The following is a 26,222-nucleotide window of genomic DNA, read 5'->3' on the forward strand; positions in this document are numbered from 1 at the left end:
AACTTCCCCTACTCTTTTACCATGAGCAAAAAACAGACCTACAGCATCGGCGAGCTGGCCCGGGAATTTGATGTCACCACCCGCACCATCCGCTTTTACGAAGACCAGGGCCTGGTAGCCCCGGAGCGCCGCGGGCAGACAAGGGTCTACACCCCCGCCGACCGGGTCACCCTGAAACTGATTCTGCGTGGCAAGCGCCTGGGCTTCTCGCTGGCCGAATCCCGCGAACTGATCGGCATGTACCAGCCACAAAGCGACAATCGCAGCCAGTTGCTCGCCTTACAGGAAAAAATTCACCAGCGCCGCGTACAGCTTGATCAGCAACTGCGTGATATCCAGCTACTGCACCAGGAACTGGATAACGCAGAACAACGCTGCCTGGAAAGTCTTAACCAACTGGAGTCCAAGGAAAATGTTTAACAGCACCTTCAACTTCCACCTGGGCGAAACCATTGACGCCTTGCGTGATACGGCCCGCGCCTTCGCCCAGAAGGAAATCGCTCCCATTGCCGCCGAGATCGACCGCAGTAACGAGTTCCCCCTGGAGATGTGGAAGAAGATGGGTGATCTGGGTCTTCTTGGAATCACTGCCGGCGAAGAATACGGCGGCGCCAATATGGGCTATCTGGCCCACACCATCGTGGTGGAAGAGATTTCCCGCGCCTCTGCCTCCATCGGCTTGTCCTACGGCGCCCATTCCAATCTGTGTGTCAACCAGATTGCCATCAACGGCAGCGCTGAGCAGAAAGACAAGTACCTGCCCAAACTGATCAGCGGCGAGCACATCGGCGCTCTGGCCATGAGCGAGCCCGGCGCCGGCTCTGATGTAGTGAGCATGAAACTGCGCGCCGAAAAGAAAGGCGACCGCTACATCCTCAATGGCAACAAGATGTGGATCACCAACGGCCCTGACGCCCACACCTACGTAATTTATGCGAAGACTGATACCAGCGCGGGCCCCCGTGGCATTACGGCTTTCATCGTCGAGCGTGACTTCCCCGGTTTCTCCCGGGCCCAGAAGCTGGACAAGCTGGGTATGCGTGGCTCCAACACCTGCGAGCTGGTGTTTGAAAACTGCGAAGTCCCCGCCGAGAACATCCTTGGCAAGGAAAATGAGGGCGTAAAGGTACTGATGAGCGGCTTGGACTATGAGCGCACCATTCTGTCCGGTGGTCCGGTGGGCGTGATGCAGGCCTGCATGGATGAGGTGGTGCCCTACATCCATGAACGCAAACAATTCGGCCAGGCCATCGGCGAATTCCAGCTGATGCAGGGCAAGATCGCCGACATGTACGTGATGCTCAACACCAGCCGCAGCTATCTCTATCACGTGGCCCAGGCCTGCGACCGCGGTGGAACCAACCGCAAGGATGCCGCCGGCGTGATTCTCTACTGCGCCGAGAACGCGACAAAAATGGCCCTGGAAGCGATCCAGACCCTGGGCGGCAACGGCTACATCAATGATTACAACACCGGCCGACTGCTGCGTGACGCCAAGCTATATGAAATCGGCGCCGGCACCAGTGAAATTCGTCGCATGCTGATCGGTCGCGAGCTGTTTAACGAGACCGCCTGACCAGGCCAGCAAAAGAAATTTTCACCACAGAGGGCACAGAGTTCACTGAGGAAAACCTGGTCTCTGTGTGCTCTGTGACCTCTGTGGTAAGAAACGGTTTTTGCGAGACTCCTATGCCCAAGATCAATAGCCAGATCAATCCCGCCAGCCCGGAATTCCAGGCCAATCGGGAACACAACCTGACACTGCGCCAGCAGCTTCAGGACAAACTGGACCACATCGCCCACGGCGGTGGTGAGGCCGCCGAGCAGCGTCTGCGCGAACGCGGCAAACTGCCGGTGCGGGAGCGAATTAATCTTCTACTGGACCCGGGCTCGCCGTTCCTGGAGATTTCCGCCCTGGCTGCCGAAGGCGTCTATGGTGAAGACGTTCCGGCAGCAGGGTGTGTGGGCGGCATCGGTCAGATCCACGGTGTGGAATGCATGATCGTCGCCAACGACCCCTCAGTAAAAGGCGGCAGTTACTACCCGCTGACCGTCAAGAAACACCTGCGGGCCCAGGCCATTGCCGCCGAAAACCGTCTGCCCTGTGTCTATCTGGTGGATTCCGGCGGCGCCAACCTGCCCCGTCAGGACGAAGTCTTCCCGGACCGGGATCACTTCGGCCGCATCTTCTTCAACATGGCCAACATGTCTGCCCGGGGCATTCCCCAGATCAGTGTGGTGCTGGGCTCCTGCACCGCCGGCGGCGCCTACGTGCCGGCCATGGCAGACGAAGTGATCATGGTGAAGGAACAGGCCACCATCTTCCTGGCCGGCCCACCCCTGGTGAAGGCCGCCACCGGTGAGGTGGTCACCGCCGAAGAGCTGGGCGGTGCCAATCTTCACTGTGAGCAGTCTGGGGTGGCCGACCATTTGGCCGATGACGAACCCCACGCCCTTGAGCTTGCACGCCGCTCCATCGCGCACCTGAACTGGCACAAACCGGATCAGGTAAACCGTCAGGCGGTACGCCCGCCTGCCTACGATTCCAGGGAACTCTACGGCGTCATCCCCACCACTACCCGCCAGCCCATGCCGGCGCGGGAACTGATTGCCCGTATGGTAGACGGCTCCGAACTGGATGAATTCAAGGCCCGCTACGGCACCACCCTGGTGTGCGGCTTTGCACACATCCACGGCTACCCGGTGGGCATTCTCGCCAACGATGGGGTCCTCTACTCCGAATCCGCCCAGAAAGGCGCGCACTTTATCGAGCTGTGTAACCAGCGAAAGATTCCGCTGCTGTTCCTGCAGAACATCACCGGTTTCATGGTGGGCAAGAAATACGAATCCGAAGGGATCGCCAAACATGGCGCCAAGATGGTCAACGCCGTGGCCTGTGCCAGCGTGCCCAAATTTACCGTGATCACCGGTGGCAGCTTCGGTGCCGGCAATTACGGCATGTGCGGGCGCGCCTACGATCCACGCTTCATGTTCATGTGGCCCAATGCCCGTATTTGTGTGATGGGCGGTGAACAGGCTGCCAGCGTCCTCACCCAGGTCAAGCAGGCTTCGCTGAAGAAGAAAGGTCAGCAATGGAGTGACGAGGAAGCGACGGCATTTCAGGCAGACATGACCGAGCGCTACGAGGAAATGGCGCAACCCTGGTACGCCAGCGCACGACTGTGGGACGACGGCGTGATTGATCCGGCGGATACCCGTGACGTACTCGGGCTGGCCATCTCTGCCAGCTTGAACGCACCGATTGAAGAGACGCGTTATGGCGTGTTTCGGATGTGACGGGGACGCTTGTACGCAGGCACGCTTCACGCAACATGCTAAAACCTGGAGCAGGATATGAGTGTAACAACACAGATCGAAGGCCCGGTGGCCCGCATTACGCTGGACAATCCGGACAAGCGCAACGCCTTCGACGACACCATTATCGCCTCTCTCACCGATGCGTTTGAACACGTCGGGAGCGATGACAGCGTGCGCGTTGTGGTGTTGCAGGCCGCCGGTAACCATTTTTCTGCCGGCGCCGATCTCAACTGGATGCGCGCCATGGGCAAGCTGGATGCGCAACAGAACCGGGATGATGCACTGAAACTGGCGCGGCTGATGCAGGCCATCGACCAAAGTCCCAAACCTGTCATCGCCCGGGTGCAGGGTGCCGCCTTCGGAGGCGCTCTGGGTCTGATCTGCGCCGCTGACATGGCGGTGGCTGCCGACAATGCCCGCTTCTGTCTCAGCGAGGTGAAGTTGGGCATCGTACCGGCTGTGATCAGCCCCTATGTGGTCCGCGCCATGGGCGCCCGCCAGGCCAATCGCTATTTCATGACCGCTGAGGTCATTCCTGCCAGCAAGGCGGTCGCTCTTGGGCTTGCCCACGAAGTGGTACCGGAAAATGAACTGGATGAGGCAGTTAACACCCTCACCAGCGCCCTGCTCAGCGCCGCCCCCCGGGCCCAGATCGCGGCACGCAATCTGATCGCCCGCGTCAGCGACGGCCCTATTGATCAGAGCATGCTCAACGACACCGCCGACCTCATCGCCAAGCTGCGTACCAGCGAAGAAGGCCAGGAAGGGCTGAGTGCCTTTCTGGAAAAACGAAGCCCAAATTGGATCTGATCCACTATCCGTAGGAGCGCCCCTGGCGGCGCGATAACCCATGCCGGAATCGCGCCGCCAGCGACGCTCCTACGGCAGGACAAAGGCAACAACATGGCACAGATAAAAAAACTCCTGATCGCCAACCGTGGCGAAATTGCCCGGCGCATTATCCGCACCTGCCGTCAGCAAGGCATCGCTACCGTGGCGGTCTACTCGGAAGCGGATGCCACCCTGCCCCATGTGCGTGAAGCGGATCAGGCGGTCTGCCTGGGCCCGGCACCAGCGCGGGAAAGCTACCTGGTGATCGACAAGGTCATCGCTGCCGCCAAAGATACCGGCGCCGATGCCATTCACCCGGGTTACGGATTCCTTTCCGAGAACACCGCCTTTGCCGCCGCCTGCGAAAACGCCGGCATCATTTTTGTCGGCCCCAATGCCCGCGCCATCGAGGTCATGGGCGACAAGGCCGCCGCCCGGCAATTGATGGCGACCAGCGGCGTACCGGTATTGCCCGGTTTCGATGAAGAAGGCGCCAGTGATGACGACCTGGTTCGCGCCAGCGAGCAGGTGGGTTTCCCGCTACTGATCAAGGCCGTAGCCGGTGGTGGTGGCAAAGGTATGCGTGTGGTCAACAGCGCCAGCGAGTTCACCGAAGCACTGGCGGCGGCACGCCGCGAAGCCAGCGGCGCCTTCGGCGATGACCGGGTGCTACTGGAACGCTATCTGCCCACCGCTCGCCACGTAGAAGTGCAGGTATTCGCCGACAATCACGGCAATGCCGTGCACCTTTTCGAGCGCGACTGTTCGGTACAGCGCCGCCATCAAAAAATCATTGAAGAAGCGCCGGCACCGGGACTGGACGAGGCCACCCGGGAAGCCTTCGGCCACGCCGCCGTTCAGGCCGCCAAGGCTATTGATTACCGTGGTGCCGGTACCGTCGAGTTCCTTTACGGTCCCGATGGCCAGTTCTACTTCATGGAAATGAACACCCGTCTGCAAGTGGAACACCCGGTGACGGAGATGATCACCGGCGAGGATCTGGTGGCCTGGCAGCTCGCAGTCGCCGCTGGCGAACCATTATCCAAGGCACAGGGTCACATCACACGCCATGGCCACGCCATGGAAGTGCGGCTGTATGCGGAAAATCCGGAACAGGGCTTCCTGCCCTCCTCCGGTCTGCTCAGCCACCTGCGCTGGCCCCATGAGGTGGCCCGGGTGGATGCTGGTTATGAGAATGGCGACCGGGTGGACGATCATTACGATCCCATGATCGCCAAGTTGATCTGCCATGGTGCGTCTCGCAATGAGGCCCGCCAGAAACTGATCACTGCTCTGGAAGCCCTGGAACTGACCGGCATCCATCACAACGCTCCCTTCCTGCACCGGGTGCTCAACGACGATGCCTTTGCCGGTGGCGAACTGGATACCCGTCTTCTGGAACACCGCCCGCAACTGCTGGAGGCCAACGGGACTGATCCAGCGCTGCTGGCCCTGGCCGCCAGCCAGGTATTCGCCGCCAACAACGCCAGCAGTTCCCCCTGGCAAAGCCTGCAGGGCTGGCGGCCGCTGGGCAGGCGTTTCCGGCAGACGCTACTTCAAGTCGATGGCGACCTGGTAACCGTTCGCGAGCAGGACGGCTGTGCCGCCGTGGGCGACCAACAAGCGCCTCTCAGTGCCACTCTCACGGATCACGACATCACCCTGCATTGGGGAAACCTTGGTCTGCGCGCACGCCATGCCCGCAAAGGTGATCACACCCTGCTGTTGTTCGTGGCCGGTCAGGCCCATGCGGTCACATTGAACCCCAGCCGTGAGAGTGCCCGGCACGACGAAGAAGCCGGCTTCATCGCGCCCATGAGCGGCACTATCGTGGCCCTGCACGTGTCGGCCGGCGATACCGTTGCTGCTGGCGATGCGGTGATTACACTGGAGGCCATGAAGATGGAGCACACCCTGCGCGCTACGGTGCCGGGGACAGTGCATGACTTTCATGTGGCAGCCGGCGACAGCGTCAGCGAAGGCACCCTGCTGGTGGAATTTGAAGAAACCGCTGACGACTGACAATCGCGGCCTTTCGGCCGCGATGACCAACCTGATTGAAACCGCCGGACACCTGCTGCCGGACACCAGACCCTTGGGAGAACACAATGGCCGCACCGCTTTGGCAACCGGGTGAAGCACAACAGAACAGCCGACTGGCCAGATTCTGGGAACAGGCCCGCCACCACAGTGGCCAGCCGCTGGACGACTACAATGCCCTGCATGCCTGGTCAGTGGAGCAACCGGAGGCATTCTGGCAACAGGTGTGGGACTTCTGTGGTCTGGTGGGTGAGCCCGGCAACACCGTACTCACCCGCCGCGACCGTTTCCAGGACACCCGCTGGTTTCCGCAAGCAACGCTGAACTATGCGGAAAACCTGTTACACCGCAACGATACTCACCCGGCCCTGATCAGCGTGCTGGAAGACGGCACCCGCACCGAGGTCAGTTACGCCGGCCTGCGTGTAGCCGCCGGCAAGGTGGCTGCCCAATTGCAGGCTGCCGGCGTTAAACCTGGCGACCGGGTCGCCGGCTTCATGCCAAATCGTATTGAGACGGTGATCGCCGCCCTGGGTGCTGCCTGGATCGGCGCGGTATGGTCATCCTGTTCGCCGGACTTTGGCGTATCCGGCGTGCTGGACCGCTTCGGCCAGATCGAACCCACCGTGCTGCTAGCCTGTGATGGCTATCACTACAACGGCAAATGGATCGACCTGGGCGAGCGAATCGACGCCCTGCATGATGCCCTGAAACCGGCATTGATGGTGGTGGTGCCCGGCAAGGGCAACAGTACACCGGTGCGACGGGCACTCATCTGGCAAACCTGGCTCGACAGTGCCGGGCCGGCACCGGACTTCGCCGCACTGCCGTTCAATCATCCGCTGTTCATTCTCTATTCTTCCGGCACCACCGGGCAGCCCAAATGCATCGTTCATGGCGCCGGCGGCACCCTGCTGCAGCAGACCAAGGAATTGCAGCTGCATGCGGACGTGGGCGCAGATGACACCCTGTTCTATTTCACCACATGCGGCTGGATGATGTGGAACTGGTTGCTGTGTGGTCTGCATACCGGTGCCACCCTGGTGCTCTACGATGGCAACCCGGCCTACCCGAACACCGCCCGGCTGTTCGATCTGGTGGATGACGAAGCCATTACCCATTTCGGAACCAGCGCCAAGTTCATCCAGGCTGTGGAAAAATCCGGCCTCAAGCCCCGCGAAAGCCATGATCTCGCCACCCTGCGCACGCTCTTCTCAACCGGCTCCCCCTTGCTCCACGAGAGTTATGACTATCTCTATGAGCAGGTGAAAGCGAATCTGCTGGTCAGCTCCATTTCCGGCGGTACCGATATTATTTCCTGCTTTGCTCTCGGCAATCCGTTGCTGCCGGTCTACCGCGGCGAATTGCAGTGCCCAGGCCTGGGCATGGACGTGGCCGTGTTTGACGACGACGGCGAACCGCTGGCGGACAGCAAGGGCGAACTGGTGTGTCGACAGCCCTTCCCTTGCTGCCCGATACAGTTCTGGAACGACCCGGATGGCAGCCGTTTCCACAAGGCTTACTTCGCACGTTTTGACGGCGTCTGGGCCCATGGGGATTACGCCCAGCTGGTGCCCCATGAGCAACACTGCGGGCTGATCATTCACGGCCGTTCCGATGCAGTGCTCAACCCAGGCGGCGTTCGCATCGGCACAGCAGAAATCTACCGTCAGGTGGAAACCCTGGATGCGATCCGTGAAGCCATTGTGGTCGGCCAGGAGTGGCAAGGGGATGTGCGCGTAGTGCTGTTTGTGGTGCTGGCCGATGGCGTCGATCTCAGCGAGGCACTACAGACGCGAATCCGCAAAGCGATCCGTGAAGGTGCCACGCCCCGCCATGTCCCGGCGGTGATTGCCGAGGTGCCGGAAATTCCACGCACGGTCAGCGGCAAAATTGTCGAACTGGCAGTCCGGGAAGTGATCCACGGGCGCCCGGTAACCAACCGCAATGCCCTGGCCAATCCGCAGGCACTTGAACATTTCTCCGACCGCCCTGAGCTGGCAAACTGACCACCCGTTTACCGGGCCATTGACGGCCCGGTTTAAACGCGCATCATGTAGGCTTGTACCGGCCCAGTGATGTAAAACATGAAGAATAATAAACGCTTGCCGACGTTGACGGCCGCCCTGCTATTTCCTCTCCTGGCCCTGTCAGGTCCTTTGCACGCCCAGATCATTACGCTTACCGGCGACACCTTCAAAGTCCTGCATGGAAAGCAGAGCGGGCTCTATTCGTTCTTCACCATGCAAGATGGGCGCCTGGCGCCCGTGCCTCATCAATGGGTGCAATGGTCGGAACAGGGTTACCCCTATTTCGAAGAAGATGACAGCACCAGTCCGGTTGGCGACCCCCTCCGGATTGATGCCGAGGATCGCCTGCTGCTGCGCTTTGAAGATGGTGGAAAGCCCCTTGGCGGCCCGGTCACCGAACAGGTGGCCGCAGAACTGGCCGTGGAACAAGATGGCGAAACCCGTTACTTCTACCTGATCAAGAACGCATACCTGCAGAGTACCGATCGCTACGTGCAGTTCGACCCGCAGTCCATGACAATCAAAAGTACCGACTATGCACTGAGCATGGCAGACGGCAACCTGTTCAACTGGAGCGACTTTTATTTTCGCGGCTTTGAGGGCGAAAACGGTGAGCGCCAGAGCATTCTCGATACCCTCAAACTACGCCTCAGTGCCGGCCTGTTCGGAGAAAACAACAGGATCACCCTGAACAACAACAACCTGGATCCCAAGGTAAAACAGGTCATCAATGGTCCGCTGGCAGCGCTGGTTTACGCGTCCACTTCGGTAACCGTTGCCAAGGTACCCGTGCTGCGCATCAACAATTATTTTCTGGTGATGCCCAAACAGATGGAGATCCATAGTCGCTTTACCTTGCCCGGCATCGCCGAAACTGTAGTGAAGCGCCCGGCACTGGATATTTCCCTGGACGGCAACGGCCTCTATGACAGTCAACTGATGACCAGTTGGACCGGCAATCATGTGGCGGTTACTGACGGCCGTTTGTCCGATGCCGAAAAGGCCATGCTCGACAAGCCCCTTGAGGGTGACAACTGGATCTGGTTCAGCACCGGCCGTGGTTTTGATTTGCTCGCCCAGCTGGCTTTCCTGAAGGGCTTTGATACCCCTGCCCGTCTGCTCTACCAGGATGATGCTTCGCTGGCCAATGACCCGGAGCGTTTTCCTGGCCAGCTTCCCAATGTGGGCTTTTCACTGACGGACATCCCTTTTGGTCAGGAGTTTTATTTTGTTACCCGGCTGTTCTACAGCAAGGACAGCCAGGGGCTTACGCCCGGCAACTATGCCCGCCAGCAACTGGATGAGCCGAGCGCCAGCCTGAAAATGGAATAACATGAAAGAGTGCGAGGTACGGCAGAAAACTTGTCATTCCCGCCGTAGGCTTTGTAGAGTAAAAGCTCTCCCGGTCAGGCGTTCGTTCATGCAGGCACTGTGTCCCGGTACGCAGCGGCAACAACTCTCCCGGGCCGGGTTTGGCATTTCCTGGCTGACGGCAACGCTGTTGTTGTGGCCCTTACCAGGCTTGGCATCCCCGCCCACTGTGGAAAGCTGTGAGCTTGTCTACGAAGACGGGGATCCGGCCCTGTTTGAATTTGTCGAGACCCGCCAGAAAGTGGATTTCAGTCGTTACCAAGGGCGCCCTATCGGCAAGATCCACTACAGCGTGCTTCCCATCTTCAATGAAAACGATCCGGCAGAAGATAACTGGCTCTATCGAACCGCTAATTTTTTGCATATAGAAACCCGTAAGACGACCCTTGAGAAACAAATGATCCTGACGAGCGGTGAACCGCTGGATAGAGATCATCTCAGGGAAAATGAACGACTTTTGCGCAGTAACGACTATCTTGTCGATGCGATGATCGTGCCCCACAGGGTGTGTGCGGATCACATTGACTTGCTGGTAGTAACGCGGGATGTATGGACCTTTTCGCCATCTACCTCGGCATCACGTTCTGGCGGTGAGACCAGCACCAGTGCCGGGTTTACGGAAAGTAACTTGTTGGGCAGCGGCCAGCGAGTCGCCGCGGGCTACTTCGATGACGCCGATCGCAGCGGCCACTTTTTCAGTTATCGTAACCCCCTACTGCCCGCACGGATGCAACTGAATCTTAGCTATACCAACGCCAGTGATGGTGAATCCCTCTCCGGCGGCCTAATACGCCCTTTCTATCAGCTGGACAGCCGCTGGTCCGGTGGCGTTGACATACAGCGAGAGAACCTACTCGAACGCATCGAAGTCAACGGTCAGACCGTCAATCGCTTTCGGCAGGAAGATAGCCGTTACGAAGCCTTTGTGGGTTGGTCACCGGGTGTCCAGGAGCAAGCCATTGTCCGCTGGCGGCTAGGGATAACCGACGAGGAGGAACGCTTCAGCGCGGTTCCCGACGAAACCACCTCGCTGCCCGAGGACGAGCGCCGCGTTTACCCTTCGATATCCGTGGAGTATCAGGAGAACCAACATCTGGTAGCCTCAAACCTAAACCGCGCCCAACGTCAGGAAGACATTCGCCTGGGCTGGTATCACTTTGCGCGAATGGGGCATGCCAGCAAAGCGCTTGGCAGTAATGCCGAGTCTGTCATTTTCAATTTCAGCACCAGCAATACCCGCTTTATCCGCAAGCACCATTTGTTTCGCAGTGGATTGTCTGCGAGTGGCCGCTATCAAGACGATGACTTTGTCAGCACCTACTATGGGGGCAACCTCAGTTATTATTATTTCCTTAACCAGAACAACCGCTGGTTTGCCCGTCTGAATGTGAATGCCGGCCGCAATTTGCGCCAGGACGAACAACTCACGATCGGAGGCAACGACAACTTGCGCGGCTACCCCACGGACTATCAGCGGGGTGACCGGCGCTGGGTGTTGTCCGTCGAACGACGCCGCTTTACCAATTGGCAGATTTTCAACCTGGCCTATGTGGGCGGTGCTGTATATGTGGATGCTGGGCAAGCTTGGGAGCAAGGCCAACCCCGCGGTAGCACTCTGGCAAACGCGGGGCTGGGATTGCGTCTCAGCCCCAGCAAGTTCCGCGTGGATCGGGTGCTTCACCTGGATGTGGCAGCACCACTGGTGAACCAGGATGAAGTGGACGATGTCCAGCTCATCGTTACAGGAAGAGTGGATTTCTAGCGGTAACGCCTGAAGCTGAGCAGCGTCAGAACGCCTTTAACCCAACAAGCCTTTCGTGATTTTTAACACCTGACATTTTGATGCGTCAGGTTTCTTTTTTATCTTTAACCATTATTAAGACGATGGTACACCTCATCCTTTAATCGAATACGCTCCCGCTTCAAACGTTCCATATCAAGGTCTGCAATCGGGCTCTCACGCATTTCCAGGCCCCGTATCTGCTTGTCCAGCTTGTCGTGCTCCATCACCAGCGTCTTGAAACCGGGATCATTGCTCACCAGTTCGTCAATCTTCTGGCGCTGATCCGGAAATTCATGGTGGATGCTGTGATTCTCTCCCAACATGGACATTTCTCCTTTGCGGTAACGTTCAGTAACCCGGCAAGGGCTACGTCTCACTCTCCGACACAAAAAACTGCGCCACTGTTCCCGTACATCATTAAATCACCACATTTCCTGATTAGATTCAATCAGGCAGGCCCGTAGGATGAATAGGGAGCCTCTGAATCACTCCTTGCATGCTCAGTCTTCCTGGCTGGCTCTCCCCTTCGGCCAAGGTGTAAAGAGCGGCGAGATTTTGAAGGTGTCCCCCCAAAGGGGATTGAGATATGTCCATCCGTCGGCTCTGCACCTTCAAGACGCAACAACGAGTGCGGGCCAGCCAGGAAGACCCGGAGGGCGGGGTCTGAAGGGCACGCTGAGTACGCAAGGAGTGATTCAGAGACTCCCCAGAGCGCTACGTTGTCACCGGGCAGCTCGGTGGTAGTTGGAGACCCACACTGCACAAAGGAGGCGTGCACATGGCGTTACCGCAATTACTGACCCGCGACCATATCCAGGCCGGCCTGTTCCAGGCCAGCGAACAATGCTATCAGCCCGATGCGGGCCTGTTCGGCCCCGGCTCCATCTGCTGGCAGCTGATGCGCGAGAACCTCACCTCCCTGGCACACGGTCGAGTGGTACTGTTGGCCCTGGCGGACAGTCGTCTGTCCCAGTTACTGGCGGATTCCCATGACCTGGTACAACGGCTTCAGCACACCCAGGTATTCATGCTGAAACTGGTGTTCGGCAACCTGGACCAGGCCTTGCTGACACTGGACAGCCCACGCATGCGACGCAAGACACTGTTCGACGTGGATGACAGTGAAACCCTGCTGTATGCGCTGACGGCCTGGATGGATTCCTGCCTGACGGTGTACCAGGAGATCATCGAGCCGCTGAATACCGCCCACCAGGAACGGTTGTTCGAGGAAACCATGTTGCTGGCGCAGGTCATGGGAATTCCCGAAAGTCGGCGACCGGCAGACTGGCACGCCCATCAGCGCTGGTGGAAGCGTCGCCTCAACCACCATGGCCCGATCAGTGATCGACGCCGCCAGCTGGGCCACAACCTGATCCGCGAGCAGGGCTACCCGGGGCGACTGCCCTATGGCCCCTACCTGCCGCTGGCCTCTTTCCAGATCCCCGAACACCTGAGACAGACATTCCGGTTACCGCAAACCGGGCTGGACAGCCACCGCGCCTACCAGAAGCACCTGAACCGGCTAATGGACATCACCCGCCGGCTGCCACCGCGATTGCGCTTTCAGCCTGCCTATCACGAAGCCAGCCAGCGTCTGGGGGGCCGGGCTCGCGCCGATCTGGCGACCCGGTTGCTGAATCGATGGTGGACCGGAGAAAGCGATCTGGTGAGCAGTGGCTGGTCGATCCCGAAAGTGGACCGGCTACCCAGCGTGAGTTATTGAAGAAACGCAAAAGCCCCACGCGGCACGCGGCGGATAACCGTTGGAGCTTTGCTTGCAAAGCGAAGGATCAAAGCAACCTCCTCGCTGGAAAATTCGCTTTGCAAGCAAAGCTCCAACAGTGGGTGTCTTTCGTGTTGTGGGCCGCCTATTTAAAACCGCGGTTATCCTTGATCATGTCGTAAGCCTTACTGATTTCCGCGGTTTTCTCGGTGGCCATGCGGATCATCTCGTCCGGCACCCCTTTCGCCGCCAACTTGTCCGGATGATGTTCGCTCATCAGCTTGCGGTAGGCCTTCTTGATTTCCTGGTTGGACGCAGACTCACTAACACCCAGCACCTTATAAGCTTGTCCCAGGGATGGCCGCGATGGACCGGCAGAGCTCTGCCCGCCTCGATAGGCACCGCCAGCACCAGAGAACTGGGCCTGGGCCAGCAGCATGTTGAGAATCTGCTGAAACTGGGCCCGCGGCACACCCAGCCCTTCGGCAACCCGAACCAGAATTTCTTCTTCCGCCTCGTGGATCTCACCGTCCGCCAGGGCTACTTGCAGCAGGACTTCAAGCAATACCAGTATCAGTTGCTTGCGGTGTTTTACCGTACTCGCGAATTCAGCGACGGTTGCATCAAGAGGGAAGTCAGCCTCTTTACCACGATTGAACAGGGCAATGGCTTCAGCGCGCTGTTCCTCGTTGAGCTTCATGCGATCCATCACTGCCCGGGCCTGGGCGATTTCATCCTCGCTGACCCGGCCATCCGCCTTGGCCAGATGGCCCATGATGGAAAACACCGTATCAAACAGGGCCTTCTGCACTTCCGCCTGCTGCGGGCGAACGTTCTGGACCTGGGCGGCGCCTTTGTCGAGCATGTGCCCGATCAACACCCCGATACCCAGGCCGATGGGCCCTCCCACCAGCATCCCCAGCAGGCCGAGAATAATTTTGCCGCCCCAGTTAAGTTGCATCATTAATCAGTTAATCCGTGGTCTGAACCAGCCAAGACTGGTTTCGGTGTCCTGTTGCGGACGATACTCCGCACTGACCCAGCCCTGATAATCAAGCGCATCAAGGTGGGCAAACACCCTATCAAAATGAATTTCGCCGGTACCCGGTTCATGGCGTCCCGGATTATCGGCAAACTGAATATGTCCTATATGGGGACAAAGTCGCGAAAGGGAACGGCACAGATCCCCCTCCATGATTTGCATATGGTAGAGATCGAACTGGAACCGGATATTCTCCCGCCCCGCTGCCTCGATGACCGTCATGGCAGCAAGAGACGTATCAACAAAGAACCCCGGCATGTCCACTTTCGAGTTAATCGCTTCCACCGTCAGGGTCATTCCTTTCGCCGCCAGCAGATCAGCGGCAAAACGCAGGTTTTCCACCAGGGTCTGGAACGCCACATCAGCAGGCAGAGACTCCGGCCGAATGCCCGCCAGGCAATTCATCCGCGGGCAATCCAGCACCTCGGCATACTCCAGGGCCTGAAACACCCCTTCGCGAAACTCCTCCACCCGGTCCGGCAGGCAGGCAATACCGCGCTCACCGGCCTGCCAGTCCCCTGGCGGCAGATTGAACAGTACCTGGGTCAGATGATGCTGTTGCAGCTTTTCCGCCAAGCTCGACGCCGGCCAGTCATAGGGAAACAGATATTCCACACCCTGAAAGCCAGCGTCAGCAGCGGCGGCAAAGCGGTCCAGAAACGGCAACTCGGTGAACAGCAGGGAAAGATTGGCGGCAAAGCGTGGCATCAGTGTTCCTCGTCAGCATTGCCTAGTCGGACGCCATTGAGCCGCTCCAGTTCCAGCAACAGGCCACTGTGATCCACCTCGCCGTTGCCGCTGGCGAGCAATGCCCGGTATTGCTCGAACACCCGCTGACTGAGCGGCAATGTCAGGCCTTCACTACGGGCCTCATCCAGGATCATGCGCAGATCCTTGAGCTGAATCCGCGCCGGTGCACCGGGCTCGAAATTGCGCTGCAGCATACGCTCACCATGCTGTTCGAGAATCTTGCTGCCGGCAAAACCGCCCAGCAGGGCCTCACGAACCTTTTCCGGCCGTGCCCCACCCCTGGCTGCCAGCAACAGGGCTTCCGACACCGCGCCAATGGTGATGCCGACAATGGCCTGATTGGCGAGCTTGGCCAGCTGACCGCTACCCACCGGGCCGATATGCGTCACGATGCCCATGGGTTGAAGTACCTCAGCGGCACGCACGAAACTCTCGTCGCCACCGCCGGCCATAATCGACAGGGTCCCTGCTTCCGCACCCCGGGTTCCCCCGGACACCGGCGCATCCAGATAAGCCCCGCCTTGCGCCTCCACCAACGTCCCATGACGGCGGGCCATGGCCGGCTCGATGGAGCTCATGTCGATCACCAGCGCACCCTGGCGAAGCTGGTTAATGGCACCACTCTGATAGAGCACCTGGTCCACGACTGTGCCGTTTTCCAGCATGGTGATCACCACATCCGCCTCGGCAACAGCCTCCGCCGGACTGGCAGCTAGACGCGCACGGTCGGACAAGGCTTGCGCCTTTTCCGGGGTCCGGTTCCAGAGAGTCAGGGAAAAACCAGCATCCAGCAGACGGGCCGCCATGGGGGCGCCCATCAAGCCGATGCCGAGAAAACTGATTTTGGTTTGTGACATGGCAGTACCGCTTTCACGCACCACAGCGCCAAAGGCGCTCGGGACAGGGGAATCTCTGGAGCGCCAGAATATCGACGCTCCAGAAAGAGGCAGAGGTAATTATTCCTGATTCTGACCTATTAGACACGCCCACACGCCAGTAAAAGCGCTATGCCTGTTGCCTGCTACCCCGCAACCACAACACGACGCCCAGTATTACCGCGATCATCTGCGCTACCACGCCTTGCAACGTAGGGAAGACACCCAACCATTCAATGGTGGGAACGCCCAGATAAAACGCGCTCAATACGCCCGCCTCCTGCAGGGCGGCAATGCCGCGGCCAAGCAGTACCACCGACAACACCAGCAATACCAGACTGGTTACCCGGAAGAACAGGCCAAGAGGCAGCTTCATGCCAATACGGAAGAACAGGAAGCAGACCACAGCCAGCCCCAGAACGGCCGCTGCGATTCCATAGAAAAGGAAGGCCTGAGTCACCATCGTCACCTGACTCCACAGCGCCTGATAGAACAGGATCGTTTCGAAGATTTCCCGGTAAACGGAGATAAAGGCAACGAACGTCAACACCCAGACCGTACCACTGCCCAGAGCATCATCTACCTTGCTACGGATATAGCCCATCCATTTCTGACTATTGCTGTTGCTGTGCATCCAGAAGCCTACGTAGAACAGGATCAGGGCAGCAACGACGCCCGCCACCCCTTCCGTCATTTCCCGGGAAGCGCCGCTGAACGTGACCAGCGAATTGGCCGCATACCAAGTCAGCCCGCCGGCTACCAGAGCAGCAATCCAGCCCAGATGAATATGACGGGTGGCGCTTACCGCGTTGGCCTTGCGGGTAAAGGTCAGCAGAGCCGCCACCACTAACAGGGCTTCAAGCCCTTCACGGAACAGAATGAAAAAGCTGGCAGAGAAGGTTGCCGCAGGGCTCAGGCCATCCCCGGACAGGGCATCCGCCGCCTTCGACAGGGAGGCCCGCGCCGCTGTCACTCGCTCGCTCACCGTATCCGCCGCTCGGTTACGATCGATGGCTTCACGCACCGCCATGAAATCCGCTTCGGCCACACGCATAAGGTCCCCATCCACTGCCGCAAGCTGCTGTTCGATCATCTCGAAGCCGTCCAGATAGGCGGACAGGGCAGCGGCCCGGGCCGCCTGACGATCACCGCTGCGGTAGGCGCTTTCGGCTTCCTGCAGGCGTTCATCACTCAGGGCTATATAGCGGTTTTTGTTGAACAACGCAGACGGCTCCCGGCGCAGATACCCCAGGGCCGCATAGGCCTGTTCGCCCTGCTCTTTCAACACATCTTCCGGCGCCTGGGCCAGCAGGGTATCCAGCGTCAGTGATGTCTTCATGCCGGGGATCTGGTTGAAAGCTGTCTTGCCGGTTTCTGCCATCTCATCGCTGACCGCTTTGGCTCCCACGAAGAACGCCAGCGCCCAGCGGTCTTTGTCACTGAGGGTATCGCTGTAAGCGCCCATACCGGTGCCATCCACTCCCTGGGTGATGGTGGTATGCAGGCCCAGCAACGAGCGCCCGTTGTAGCGGGTGACTTCCGTAAAGTTGGTGGGAGCCGGTTCCAACGCCGCGCCAGCAGGTCCATCACCCCGGCCTTCGGCGCCATGGCAGGCGGCACATTGGGTTTGATACAGCTCGGCGGCGCGCTCAAGATCCGGTGCCGCTTTTGGCGACACCGGGATGCCGTAGACGGTGACCAGGGTGGCACGAATAGACTGGGTCAGTTCTTTGATACGGGGTTCCACGGCCTTGTCGATCACCGCCCTTTGCAGGGCATCCGCCTTATCCTGCAAGTCTTGCTTGCCATCAGCGGCAGGTAGCTGAGCCACCCCCTGCGCCAACAGGGCCGTAAACTCTTCCATCTCGGCGTATTCTTCCGGGCTGACGATATCGCCATCCACCACGGCATTGATGTAATCCGCCCCGACGTACTCCACCAACTGCACCAGAGCAGTCTGGTTGCTGGCAAACGCAGGCGAATTAAGGAAGAAGATCGAGATCAGAACAGCGGCGAGGCGCACCGGGATGGGAACAGCAGCCATGAAATGAATCCAGTTCAATGTGAAAAGGAGAGTCATTATCATTTATCTGAGTAAACCCATCAAGGCCGACCCTACACCGACGCCCCTGCACATCAGCCGATCGTAAAAGCCAACACCTTACTGATATGGGCCTGGGGCCAGCCACTCTCCTGCTGCCAGACATTGAACGCCGCCTGAGCAGACCGCTGGTCACGCTGGCTGGCCGGGGGTTTGTCGATGATATTCTGGGCCTTCAAGGCAGCAATCACATCACCGGTGGGGTACCAGGTATCACGGCCCACCATGCGCAGGAAGGCGGCTCCGGAGTTACCACCCAGTTGTTTACCGCGCTTTTTGAGCAGCAGCCACATTCCCACGGTGTCATCCGCCGGCCAATCCGCCAGCCAGTTGCCAACACTGCCGTACTCCTCGGCCAGATCCAGCACCAGCTGAGCATTATGGCGAATGGCTTTCATCTTGCCCCAGTGGCGAATCAGGCGCGTGTCCTGCATGCGCTCGTCCAGCATGCTATCCGGCATCAGCACCAGCTTTTCCGGATCGAAACCGAAAAAAGCATCCTCGAACGCCGGCCATTTGTTGTCCACCAGGGAATGCTTGAGCCCGGCCCGGAAAATGCGCCGGGTCAACGCCGAAAAGTAGAACGCATCATCACGGTTGCGCAAAAGCCCGGCATCCGCCACGCCAGGCAGTTCCGCCTTGATCGCTTTTAAAGACCCCTTGCGGTTTACCGCCAGGGCCAACAAATCCTTGAATGGGGTCACGCTCTGCTCCGGTTGCGTTTTGTTTCTAGTAACTCGATAACTGGATCCGCGATGCAGTCACGGATTCAGGTCGATATACAGTAATTTGGGGACATTGTAGAATCAGCCTCTTGGCTCTATCCAATTCAACGGGACCGGCATGACCATCGACCAATACCACGTCAACAAATCCGACAAACTGCGCGGTGTATGTTACGACATTCGCGGCCCGGTGCTGCGTGAAGCCCATCGCCTGGAAGACGAAGGTCACCGGGTGATCAAGCTGAACATCGGCAATCCTGCGCCCTTCGGCTTCGAGGCACCGGAAGAGCTGCTTCAGGACGTGATCAGCAACCTGCCGGATTCCACCGGGTACTGCCACTCCAAGGGTCTGTTCCCGGCCCGCAAGGCAGTGATGCAGTATACCCAGACCAAGGGCATCGAAGGCGTCACCGTAGATGATGTGATCATCGGCAATGGCGTGTCCGAGCTGATTGTCATGTCCATGCAGGCCTTGCTCAACAGCGGCGATGAAGTGCTGTTGCCGGCACCGGACTACCCCCTGTGGACCGCTGCCGTGCGCATGTCCGGCGGCACCCCGGTGCACTACCTGTGTGATGAACAGCAAGACTGGCAACCGTCACTGGAAGATATTCGTGCCAAGGTGAACAAGAACACCAAGGCCCTGGTGATCATCAACCCGAACAACCCCACCGGCGCCAACTACGAGCCGGCCATGCTGCAGGAGTTGTTGCAGATTGCCCGGGAAAACAACCTGATCGTGTTCGCCGACGAGATCTACGACAAGATCCTCTACGACGGCGAGGTGCATACGTCCATCGCATCCATGGCCGACGATCTTCTGTTCATCACGTTCAACGGCCTGTCCAAAAATTATCGCGCTGCTGGTTTCCGCGCTGGCTGGATGGTGATATCAGGTGCTAAACACCGGGCAGAGAGCTATATCGAAGGGCTCGATATGCTGGCCAGCATGCGCCTGTGCGCCAACGTACCCAGCCAGCATGCCATCCAGACTGCTCTGGGCGGCTACCAGAGCATCGGCGATCTGGTGTTGCCCACCGGGCGCCTGGGACGCCAGCGGGATCTGGCCTGGGAAATGCTCGATTCCATTCCCGGAGTCAGTTGCGTCAAACCCAAATCCGCCCTGTATCTATTCCCGAAACTGGACCCGAAGGTGTTCCCGTTTGAAGACGATGAAGCCTTTGCACTGGATCTACTGCGCGAAGAAAAGGTCCTGATCGTTCAGGGTACCGCCTTCAACTGGCCAAACCCGGATCACTTCCGCGTGGTGTTCTTGCCCCGGGTGGATGACCTGGAAGATTCCATCGGCCGCATTGCCCGTTATCTGGATCGGGTACGAAAAAAATAACAGGGATTGATTCCCGAACCGACTTGCAGAAGCGTCGCTGGCGGCGCGATTCCAGGCGTTAGTGATCGCGCCGCCAGCGACGCTCCTGCATTTGCTTTCAAAGAGCCGCCCATGTCACACCTGCACATCGACGACTTCAGCCACGACGTTGCCCGCATCCTCATGCAGGCTTACATGAGCTTCCCGCGCCCCGGCGCGCTGTACGTGGAAGACATTATCGGTCCTACGGAAGTGGACGATGTGGGCTTGCACAGCAGCCGTCACATGGCCTGCCTGGGCGCCATGCTGTGGCTGGCAGAGGAAGGGTTGCTGCGTTATCAGGCGACCATCTTTCAGGAAGGTATTGAGCAGTCCGTGCTGACCAACAAGGCTTTTGTATTGTTGACCGCCATCAGTGAGCTGCGCTTTGACAACACCGATCCGTCACTACCCGCCACCGTCAAGCACGAGAAAGCGACACTCGCCGAGCAGTTCCTGCAGGCCATCCGTGCTCAGGATTCAGTGCGTACCACAGCGGTAGTGCGTTATCTGCTGTCACGAAATCCGGAGCCGGTACAGGCCGAAGAATTTGCCGATCTGCTCAAGCATGATGACAACCCGCATGTCGTCACCGAAGACGGCTTCTAAACCTCGTACGTTGCCGCTACGTAGGTTGCACAGAGCCTAAGGCGAACTGCACCGATCTGGCGTTGGGATGGTGCAGTTCGCCTTAGGCTCAGTGCACCCTACGGTGGCTATTGCAAATGCAGGAGATCAGCTATCGAGCTCCGCCGGCCGCCGGTAGTGGTAGTGCACCGTCTTCAGCGCAGGCTCCCCGGCTTCATCAAACCCCGGCGCTCCCGGTAAACGCCCTGCCAGCTCTGCTCCCGGCAAATTCTCCTCCACACAAGCTTCCAGCCAGCCATAATCCAGCCAGGGCGCATTCACACAGGCAAGAATCTCCGCCTGCGGCGCCAGCAGTTTGTGCAGCTTCTTCAGCAGCTTCGGGTAGTCCTTTTCCACCATGAAACTGCCTTTCTGGGCGCTGGGAGGATCAATCACGATGATGTCGTAACGGCCCAGACTGTGCAGTTTTTTCCAACTTCGGAAAATGTTGTGCGGCAGATAATGCACCTTGGCATCCTTGAACCCGTTGAGTCCATGATTCTGCTGTCCCAGTCTGAGTGCCGGGTCGGAGAGATCAATATTCACCACCGATTCAGCACCGCCGGCCAAGGCCGCAACGGAAAAACTGCAGGTAAAACTGAACAGGTTGAGGACTTTCTTGCCCTCGGCACGCTCACGAATCCAGCGCCGACCTTGAGCCATATCGGCAAAGAAACCCAGATTCTGTCCGCGCTGGAAATCCAGCTTGTAGACCAGCCCGTCTTCCTCTGCCAACGGCGACTCGGGCAGTTGGCCGCACACCAGCACATTCTCCGCTTGGCCATCATAGCGATGCTGAACGACCAGGGTGTCACAGCCCAGGGCGACCAGTGCGGCTGTCAGGCTGGCTTCCAGCGCCTGCAGGATGGCATCGTCCTGGGCCCGGAATACCGTGGCCACCAGCACCGGTGCAAAACAGTCAATAGTCAGCCATTCCAGAGCCGGCACGGTTTTCCCCCGGCCATGAAAAAGGCGGTGCCGGGTCGGCGTGGAGGGAACCAGATAAGGGGCAAGCAGGTCTGACAGTTCGGTGAGTTGCATAGGATCGGAAAGGCAGTGATAGAGACGTGGCAGGATGCAATTTTGCCACGCAGTATACCTTGCCTTCCCCTCCTTCGCCCCCATACTTGGCATTTCCGATGACACGTGGAGACAACCGACGATGATGCGCATTGCGCTTTATCTGCTGACCAACATGGCGGTGATTGTGGTCGCCAGCATTACCCTGAGTCTGCTCGGGGTGAATTCCTATTTTGCCGCCAGTGGCTCGGGGCTGGACCTGACCAGCCTGCTGATCTTCAGTGCGGTGTTTGGCTTTGCCGGCTCGCTGATTTCCCTGTTGATTTCCAAGCCCATGGCCAAATGGTCTGCGCGGGTAAAGATCATCGAGCAGCCCGGCAACGATGCCGAACGATGGCTGTTACAGACAGTGAAAGAGCTGTCTGGCAAGGCGGGGATCAAAATGCCTGAAGTGGGTATTTTCCCGGCCCAGCAATCCAACGCCTTTGCCACCGGCTGGAACAAGAATGCCGCCCTGGTAGCGGTGTCCCAGGGCCTGCTGACCCGTTTCCGCCCGGAAGAAGTGCGCGCGGTACTGGCCCACGAGATCGGCCATGTGGCCAACGGCGACATGGTCACCCTGAGCCTGGTCCAGGGGGTGGTAAATACCTTCGTGATCTTTGCCGCCCGCGTTGTCGGCTATGTGGTGGACAGCTTCATGCGCCGTGACGGCGGGGGCGGTCTGGGATTCGGTTACTACATCGTGGTAATCGTGGCGGAAATCATCTTCGGCATCGCCGCCAGCGCCATCGTCATGTGGTTCTCCCGCTTCCGGGAATACCGGGCCGATGTGGCAGGCGCGCAGCTGGCAGAGCGTCGTGACATGATCTCTGCCCTGCAACGGCTGAAAGCAGAATCACAGATGCCCAACCAGATGCCGGATACCCTGGTGGCCTTCGGTATCAACTCCGGCCTGGCCAAAGGCTTCAAGGCCCTTTTCGCCTCCCACCCGCCGCTGGATGATCGTATTGCAGCATTGCAGGAGAAGCGGCACGGGTGAGAGTTAAAATTGACAGTTGATAGTGGACAGTTGACAGCCACGCGAGAGAGGTTGTCTTTGTTCAAAAAGGAAGAGGCCGCGTATAAAGACTGGACGCGGCCTCTTCCTTTTGAGTAACCAACATTCGGGGACGCGTAGCTGTCAACTGTTAACTGCCTCAGTGCTTACCCGATACAACACCTGATCCTCATAGCCGGTCGTCACCGGCCACAGACCACACAACTCCCGGTCGAGCGCTGCATCACCGGTGTCCACCAGCAGCGGCCGCCCTTCCAGGGTCTTCAGTTTGGTGCGGGTAGCAAGGATCTGGATGTTGTCCTTGCCCAGGCGGCGAATCAGGGCCGGGCTGAATTGCTGGTTGCCACGACCGAACAGGTGCCCTTGTCCGCCGATCACGGTGATCACCGCTCTGGCCGGCGCATCACCGATCTGCTCCAGCAGCGCCCGCGCGCCCAGATCCCGGCCGACCACTTCCTGGTTGTAGACGAGATCCACACCCAGCAGCGTGTTCTCCAGGCCCAGTTGTTCCATGACCACGGCCACCGTAGAACCGGAGCCCATCAGGTAAAAGGTATCGTCTTCCAGGCTGTCCGCTATCCAGGCGGCCACTTCGGTGACCACCAGATCTTCCACTTCCCGGCCGCCACACTTTACCTGCTGCAGGTAGCGGGCTTCGGCAGGGACCTGGAGCTCACCATAATGGCGAGCACGGACCACACCCTCGCGGAAAGCGTCCTCATCGATATCCCGTACCTCCGCCAGTTCCAGCCCGACCAGCTCGCCGCCAGCCAGCTCTGCCAGCAGGCTGCCGGCGGCTTCCGGGTTGATGGCATAGACTGCGGAATGCATCTTGCACCCGGCGGGAACGCCCAAAACCGGCGTCCCCTGCCCCAGCGCATCGACCAGATCCCGGGCAGTGCCGTCACCGCCGGCGAACAGGATCATCTCCGCACCTGCGCCTTTCAGAGCCTCTGCCGCCCTGCGGGTGTCCTGTGGACCACTGGGCATGGCGGATTGGCCGATGACCTGACAGGACAGTCCGGCCTCCCGGCAGCTTGTTTCCCCCATCTCGCCGGCCCAGGTCAGTACGGTCAGGTTTTGCGCGTCGGCAAGCGCCTTCAGCGCGCGTGTCATGCGGGCCGGCGCCTGGGGCTCGGCACCGCGTCGCAGCGCTTCGGCACGGGTTTCCTCGCCATCGCTACCCTTCAGTGCCACGCTGCCACCGAGCCCCGCGTAGGGATTTACCAGAACACCGAGACAGAGACTTTCGTCGACTTTCATAAAGCGGTCATATCCAGATACAAAAATGGCATTGCTGTCCACGGTGGGCAGCGCCTAAATAAACGACTCAATCATGCAGACTCAAAGGGATGCAGCCATGAACCTCGACAGCCAGCAACCCGGCAAGAATTTCCACGGTGGCGCCATCATTGATGAGCAGGGACGGGAAGTTCCCATCACCGAAGCCATGATCCAGCAAGCATTTCAGCGCCTTGAAAAAAGCGGTCAGCCCCCTGCCCAGCCGTTCACGCCGGCGCAAAAAGCCGGCGCATGATCGGCTGCCAGGGCGCAGCAATATCCCCCTGGTAATGCCAGTCATGGAGCTCGTGGCGCAACGGGTATTCCTTGCGCAGCCGGTCAAATGCCTTGCCAGGATCCGCTGAGGCAAGGCTGTCACCGAGCCGCCTGTGATCCTCAGATAACTGATACGCTATCTGCAACACCTTGAGCAAATCCTCCTCGCTCGCCACCGGCTGCGTGATGATCTCATTGCTTGCCGACACCGGCGCCGGTTGTGCGGTGACTCCAAGCCAGTCACAGAACGCTTGATAGAGCATCTGGGTCCCCTTGAGCTTGCCCTCAGCGCTATAGCCGGCAATATGCGGTGAGCCGAGCAGGACCTGCCGGAATAACGCGGGCGGCACCAGTGGCTCGGTTTCCCACACATCCAGAATGGTGGCCGGGCCCCGGCCCGCATCAAGCTCCGCCAGCAAAGCCTGATTGTCGATCACCGGCCCCCGGCAGGTATTGATCAGCATCTGCGACGAAGACAGCCGTGACAGACGGCCCGCATCCAGCAGATGGCGGGTGGCATGATTCCCACTGTCTGTCAGTGGCACATGCAAGCTGATCAGGTCCGCATCAAGCATGGCATCCAGCGGTTCCAGTTCGTAGGGGCCCTCATAGCCCTGTTCCTCCAGTGGCGGATCACAGGCTCGCACGGACATGCCCAGATCGGACAACCAGTAGGCCACCCGGTGCCCTACATTGCCCAGTCCCACCACCGCCGCCGTTGCCCCCAGCGGGGAACGATTGCCAGCCTGACAGAGCCGCAGCACTGCCTGCAGCACATATTCCGCCACGGCACGGGCATTGCAGCCCGGCGCGTGGGCAAAGCGGATGCCCAGCTCCTGCAGGTAGCCGAGATCCACGTGATCCGTACCGATGGTAGCCGAGCCCACAAAACGTACCCGGGATCCTGCCAGCAACCTGGCATCCACCCGGGTCACCGACCGCACCAGCAACACCTCGGCGTCACCCAGCTGCTGTCGGGTCAGGCTTCGACCATCCACCCGGGTCACGGTGCCCATGGCGTCAAAGGCTTCCAGTCCCGGCATGTTGGCATCGGCAATGATCTGCATCGCGTTTCCTGTCAGCGGGTGTTCAGCAAGCGGCGGGCGGTGTCATCCACTGCCCGGGCATACTGACCACCGAAAAGATTGTAGTGATTCAGCCAGTGATACAGGTCGTACACGGGCCAGGCCTGATATCGCAATGAAGCGGGACACTCCGACTGATAACCCTGATAGAACGCCGCCGGCACAGCGCCAAACAGATTCAACATGGCCAGATCCACCTGTGGGTCGCCATGATAACAGGCCGGATCGTAGAACACCGGCTCCCCGTTCACCTGCCCCAGATTGCCTTGCCACAGATCACCGTGGACCAGGGCACAAGGTGGCCGGGCAGGCAGCCAGCGGTCCAGCTGTTCAATCACCTGGCCGATGCGCTCCGCGGCCGCCGGCGGCAAGCCCTGCTGCCGGGCCCGCTGCAGTTGAGGCGCCAACCTTTCGCTGGCAAAAAAGGCGCGCCAGTCACTATGGCCCGCGTTGCTTTGCAGGCTGGCACCGATAAAGTTGTTCGGGTGGCTTCCATAACCGGCTCGCCCCTGGATCCGGTGCAAACGGGCCAGCGCTGCCCCGGCAGCCATCCAGTCACGATTCCCCGACAGGGGTTCGATGGACAGATACTCCAGGATCAATACCCCGCCTGCGCTGGCACCGTAATAGTGGATAACCCTGGGCACCCTCAATCTTTCCGACAGTGCTTGCAGCCCGAGAGATTCCGCTTCAAGCAAATGCTGATTGCGATGCTGTTTAACGAAATAACGACTCGCTCCGTTATCAATAACCCCGCTAAGAGCCGTATCTCCGCCCGCCGCCGGAGTCAGGGTCCAATCACCCTCTAGGCCAGCCTGATTAAGGCTCTGCTGCAGCAGTACTGGTAATTTCATATCAATCAAGTGAAACTCCTTGACTATAGAAGCCACCAAAATCGGCTCTCACGGCCAATAATGACTG

23 protein-coding genes are annotated in these 26,222 nt (G+C 59.2%); 13 read left to right on the forward strand and 10 right to left on the reverse strand.

What is annotated here, in order from left to right; genetic code table 11:
• Positions 1-21: 21 nt before the first annotated feature.
• From T9A_RS01840 to T9A_RS01875, 8 genes are all read left to right on the forward strand, one after another.
• Complete coding sequence (locus T9A_RS01840; protein WP_035244572.1) at positions 22-420, forward strand: MerR family transcriptional regulator; 399 nt, start codon at positions 22-24, stop codon at positions 418-420.
• Complete coding sequence (locus tag T9A_RS01845) at positions 413-1,576, forward strand: isovaleryl-CoA dehydrogenase (protein WP_035244573.1); 1,164 nt, start codon at positions 413-415, stop codon at positions 1,574-1,576. Before T9A_RS01840 ends, T9A_RS01845 begins: the two co-directional genes overlap by 8 nt.
• 113 nt (positions 1,577-1,689) lie before the next feature.
• Positions 1,690-3,297, forward strand: coding sequence for a carboxyl transferase domain-containing protein (locus T9A_RS01850; protein WP_035244575.1), 1,608 nt, complete (start codon positions 1,690-1,692; stop codon positions 3,295-3,297).
• A gap of 57 nt (positions 3,298-3,354) precedes the next feature.
• Positions 3,355-4,128: an enoyl-CoA hydratase/isomerase family protein gene (locus T9A_RS01855; protein ID WP_035244577.1), complete on the forward strand. Its 774-nt coding sequence runs from the start codon at positions 3,355-3,357 to the stop codon at positions 4,126-4,128.
• 93 nt (positions 4,129-4,221) lie between these two features.
• Positions 4,222-6,171 carry an acetyl/propionyl/methylcrotonyl-CoA carboxylase subunit alpha gene (locus T9A_RS01860; protein WP_035244579.1) on the forward strand — a complete coding sequence of 650 codons (1,950 nt, stop codon included), beginning with the start codon at positions 4,222-4,224 and terminating at the stop codon, positions 6,169-6,171.
• 86 nt (positions 6,172-6,257) lie between these two features.
• Entirely contained in the window at positions 6,258-8,198 is a 1,941-nt protein-coding gene (locus T9A_RS01865; protein WP_035244580.1) for an acetoacetate--CoA ligase, read from the forward strand.
• Positions 8,199-8,276: 78 nt separating this feature from the next.
• Positions 8,277-9,551, forward strand: coding sequence for a hypothetical protein (locus T9A_RS01870; protein WP_035244582.1), 1,275 nt, complete (start codon positions 8,277-8,279; stop codon positions 9,549-9,551).
• A gap of 88 nt (positions 9,552-9,639) precedes the next feature.
• The gene (locus T9A_RS01875) at positions 9,640-11,352 is read left to right on the forward strand and encodes a ShlB/FhaC/HecB family hemolysin secretion/activation protein (RefSeq protein ID WP_035244583.1); all 1,713 of its coding nucleotides are present in this window, start codon (positions 9,640-9,642) and stop codon (positions 11,350-11,352) included.
• Positions 11,353-11,456: 104 nt separating this feature from the next.
• Here T9A_RS01875 and T9A_RS01880 read toward each other — a convergent pair whose 3' ends face one another.
• Positions 11,457-11,696: an HP1242/YdcH family protein gene (locus T9A_RS01880; RefSeq protein WP_035244585.1), complete on the reverse strand. Its 240-nt coding sequence runs from the start codon at positions 11,694-11,696 to the stop codon at positions 11,457-11,459.
• A gap of 455 nt (positions 11,697-12,151) precedes the next feature.
• Here T9A_RS01880 and T9A_RS01885 point away from each other — a divergent pair, with 455 nt between their 5' ends.
• Complete coding sequence (locus T9A_RS01885; RefSeq protein ID WP_035244588.1) at positions 12,152-13,096, forward strand: oxygenase MpaB family protein; 945 nt, start codon at positions 12,152-12,154, stop codon at positions 13,094-13,096.
• Positions 13,097-13,241: 145 nt separating this feature from the next.
• Here T9A_RS01885 and djlA read toward each other — a convergent pair whose 3' ends face one another.
• The 5 genes from djlA to T9A_RS01910 all read right to left on the reverse strand — a co-directional run bounded on the left by djlA (position 13,242) and on the right by T9A_RS01910 (position 18,568).
• A complete protein-coding gene (gene djlA, locus T9A_RS01890; protein WP_035244590.1) occupies positions 13,242-14,060 on the reverse strand; it encodes a co-chaperone DjlA in 819 nt (272 codons plus the stop codon).
• 3 nt (positions 14,061-14,063) lie between these two features.
• The gene (gene hyi / locus T9A_RS01895) at positions 14,064-14,846 is read right to left on the reverse strand and encodes a hydroxypyruvate isomerase (protein ID WP_035244592.1); all 783 of its coding nucleotides are present in this window, start codon (positions 14,844-14,846) and stop codon (positions 14,064-14,066) included.
• Positions 14,846-15,766 carry an NAD(P)-dependent oxidoreductase gene (locus T9A_RS01900; protein ID WP_408605289.1) on the reverse strand — a complete coding sequence of 307 codons (921 nt, stop codon included), beginning with the start codon at positions 15,764-15,766 and terminating at the stop codon, positions 14,846-14,848. Before T9A_RS01900 ends, hyi begins: the two co-directional genes overlap by 1 nt.
• 127 nt (positions 15,767-15,893) lie before the next feature.
• The gene (locus tag T9A_RS01905; protein ID WP_035244595.1) at positions 15,894-17,807 is read right to left on the reverse strand and encodes an FTR1 family protein; all 1,914 of its coding nucleotides are present in this window, start codon (positions 17,805-17,807) and stop codon (positions 15,894-15,896) included.
• A gap of 92 nt (positions 17,808-17,899) precedes the next feature.
• Positions 17,900-18,568 carry a DNA-3-methyladenine glycosylase I gene (locus tag T9A_RS01910; RefSeq protein ID WP_035244597.1) on the reverse strand — a complete coding sequence of 223 codons (669 nt, stop codon included), beginning with the start codon at positions 18,566-18,568 and terminating at the stop codon, positions 17,900-17,902.
• Positions 18,569-18,707: 139 nt separating this feature from the next.
• On the opposite strand from T9A_RS01910, the gene T9A_RS01915 reads away from it, so the two are divergent.
• Positions 18,708-19,937: a pyridoxal phosphate-dependent aminotransferase gene (locus T9A_RS01915; protein WP_035244598.1), complete on the forward strand. Its 1,230-nt coding sequence runs from the start codon at positions 18,708-18,710 to the stop codon at positions 19,935-19,937.
• Positions 19,938-20,048: 111 nt separating this feature from the next.
• On the forward strand, positions 20,049-20,564 hold the full coding sequence (locus T9A_RS01920) for a hypothetical protein (protein ID WP_035244599.1): 516 nt from the start codon (positions 20,049-20,051) through the stop codon (positions 20,562-20,564).
• Positions 20,565-20,690: 126 nt separating this feature from the next.
• Here T9A_RS01920 and T9A_RS01925 read toward each other — a convergent pair whose 3' ends face one another.
• A complete protein-coding gene (locus tag T9A_RS01925; protein WP_052042428.1) occupies positions 20,691-21,623 on the reverse strand; it encodes a class I SAM-dependent methyltransferase in 933 nt (310 codons plus the stop codon).
• 121 nt (positions 21,624-21,744) lie between these two features.
• Between T9A_RS01925 and htpX the strand changes: the two genes are divergently transcribed.
• On the forward strand, positions 21,745-22,641 hold the full coding sequence (gene htpX / locus T9A_RS01930; RefSeq protein WP_035244600.1) for a protease HtpX: 897 nt from the start codon (positions 21,745-21,747) through the stop codon (positions 22,639-22,641).
• Between the two features lie 141 nt (positions 22,642-22,782).
• Here htpX and T9A_RS01935 read toward each other — a convergent pair whose 3' ends face one another.
• Positions 22,783-23,922, reverse strand: coding sequence for an ATP-NAD kinase family protein (locus tag T9A_RS01935; protein WP_035244601.1), 1,140 nt, complete (start codon positions 23,920-23,922; stop codon positions 22,783-22,785).
• 73 nt (positions 23,923-23,995) lie between these two features.
• On the opposite strand from T9A_RS01935, the gene T9A_RS16980 reads away from it, so the two are divergent.
• Positions 23,996-24,196 (forward strand): PA1571 family protein, encoded by a 201-nt coding sequence (locus T9A_RS16980; RefSeq protein WP_156964803.1) that lies wholly within the window; start codon positions 23,996-23,998, stop codon positions 24,194-24,196.
• On the opposite strand, the gene T9A_RS01940 is transcribed toward T9A_RS16980, so the two are convergent.
• Together T9A_RS01940 and T9A_RS01945 are read right to left on the reverse strand one after the other, a co-directional pair.
• Positions 24,168-25,283 (reverse strand): 4-phosphoerythronate dehydrogenase, encoded by a 1,116-nt coding sequence (locus T9A_RS01940; protein ID WP_035244602.1) that lies wholly within the window; start codon positions 25,281-25,283, stop codon positions 24,168-24,170. The two genes, T9A_RS16980 and T9A_RS01940, sit on opposite strands and share 29 nt — an antisense overlap.
• A gap of 11 nt (positions 25,284-25,294) precedes the next feature.
• Entirely contained in the window at positions 25,295-26,155 is an 861-nt protein-coding gene (locus T9A_RS01945) for a fructosamine kinase family protein (protein ID WP_084573371.1), read from the reverse strand.
• Positions 26,156-26,222: the final 67 nt, after the last annotated feature.

The organism is Alcanivorax jadensis T9 (genome assembly GCF_000756655.1).
Lineage (GTDB): Bacteria > Pseudomonadota > Gammaproteobacteria > Pseudomonadales > Alcanivoracaceae > Alcanivorax > Alcanivorax jadensis.

Bases quoted from the DNA above. Each gene is read 5' to 3' on its own strand.
- T9A_RS01885 (WP_035244588.1), top strand. From the start codon at position 12,152: ATGGCGTTACCGCAATTACTGACCCGCGACCATATCCAGGCCGGCCTG.
- T9A_RS01865 (WP_035244580.1), top strand. From the start codon at position 6,258: ATGGCCGCACCGCTTTGGCAACCGGGTGAAGCACAACAGAACAGCCGA.
- T9A_RS01870 (WP_035244582.1), top strand. From the start codon at position 8,277: ATGAAGAATAATAAACGCTTGCCGACGTTGACGGCCGCCCTGCTATTT.
- T9A_RS01855 (WP_035244577.1), top strand. From the start codon at position 3,355: ATGAGTGTAACAACACAGATCGAAGGCCCGGTGGCCCGCATTACGCTG.
- T9A_RS01945 (WP_084573371.1), bottom strand. From the start codon at position 26,155: ATGAAATTACCAGTACTGCTGCAGCAGAGCCTTAATCAGGCTGGCCTA.
- htpX (WP_035244600.1), top strand. From the start codon at position 21,745: ATGATGCGCATTGCGCTTTATCTGCTGACCAACATGGCGGTGATTGTG.
- T9A_RS01880 (WP_035244585.1), bottom strand. From the start codon at position 11,696: ATGTTGGGAGAGAATCACAGCATCCACCATGAATTTCCGGATCAGCGC.
- djlA (WP_035244590.1), bottom strand. From the start codon at position 14,060: ATGATGCAACTTAACTGGGGCGGCAAAATTATTCTCGGCCTGCTGGGG.
- T9A_RS01935 (WP_035244601.1), bottom strand. From the start codon at position 23,922: ATGAAAGTCGACGAAAGTCTCTGTCTCGGTGTTCTGGTAAATCCCTAC.
- T9A_RS01845 (WP_035244573.1), top strand. From the start codon at position 413: ATGTTTAACAGCACCTTCAACTTCCACCTGGGCGAAACCATTGACGCC.
- T9A_RS01860 (WP_035244579.1), top strand. From the start codon at position 4,222: ATGGCACAGATAAAAAAACTCCTGATCGCCAACCGTGGCGAAATTGCC.
- hyi (WP_035244592.1), bottom strand. From the start codon at position 14,846: ATGCCACGCTTTGCCGCCAATCTTTCCCTGCTGTTCACCGAGTTGCCG.
- T9A_RS01915 (WP_035244598.1), top strand. From the start codon at position 18,708: ATGACCATCGACCAATACCACGTCAACAAATCCGACAAACTGCGCGGT.
- T9A_RS01875 (WP_035244583.1), top strand. From the start codon at position 9,640: ATGCAGGCACTGTGTCCCGGTACGCAGCGGCAACAACTCTCCCGGGCC.
- T9A_RS16980 (WP_156964803.1), top strand. From the start codon at position 23,996: ATGCAGACTCAAAGGGATGCAGCCATGAACCTCGACAGCCAGCAACCC.
- T9A_RS01940 (WP_035244602.1), bottom strand. From the start codon at position 25,283: ATGCAGATCATTGCCGATGCCAACATGCCGGGACTGGAAGCCTTTGAC.
- T9A_RS01920 (WP_035244599.1), top strand. From the start codon at position 20,049: ATGTCACACCTGCACATCGACGACTTCAGCCACGACGTTGCCCGCATC.
- T9A_RS01925 (WP_052042428.1), bottom strand. From the start codon at position 21,623: ATGCAACTCACCGAACTGTCAGACCTGCTTGCCCCTTATCTGGTTCCC.
- T9A_RS01850 (WP_035244575.1), top strand. From the start codon at position 1,690: ATGCCCAAGATCAATAGCCAGATCAATCCCGCCAGCCCGGAATTCCAG.
- T9A_RS01905 (WP_035244595.1), bottom strand. From the start codon at position 17,807: ATGGCTGCTGTTCCCATCCCGGTGCGCCTCGCCGCTGTTCTGATCTCG.
- T9A_RS01840 (WP_035244572.1), top strand. From the start codon at position 22: ATGAGCAAAAAACAGACCTACAGCATCGGCGAGCTGGCCCGGGAATTT.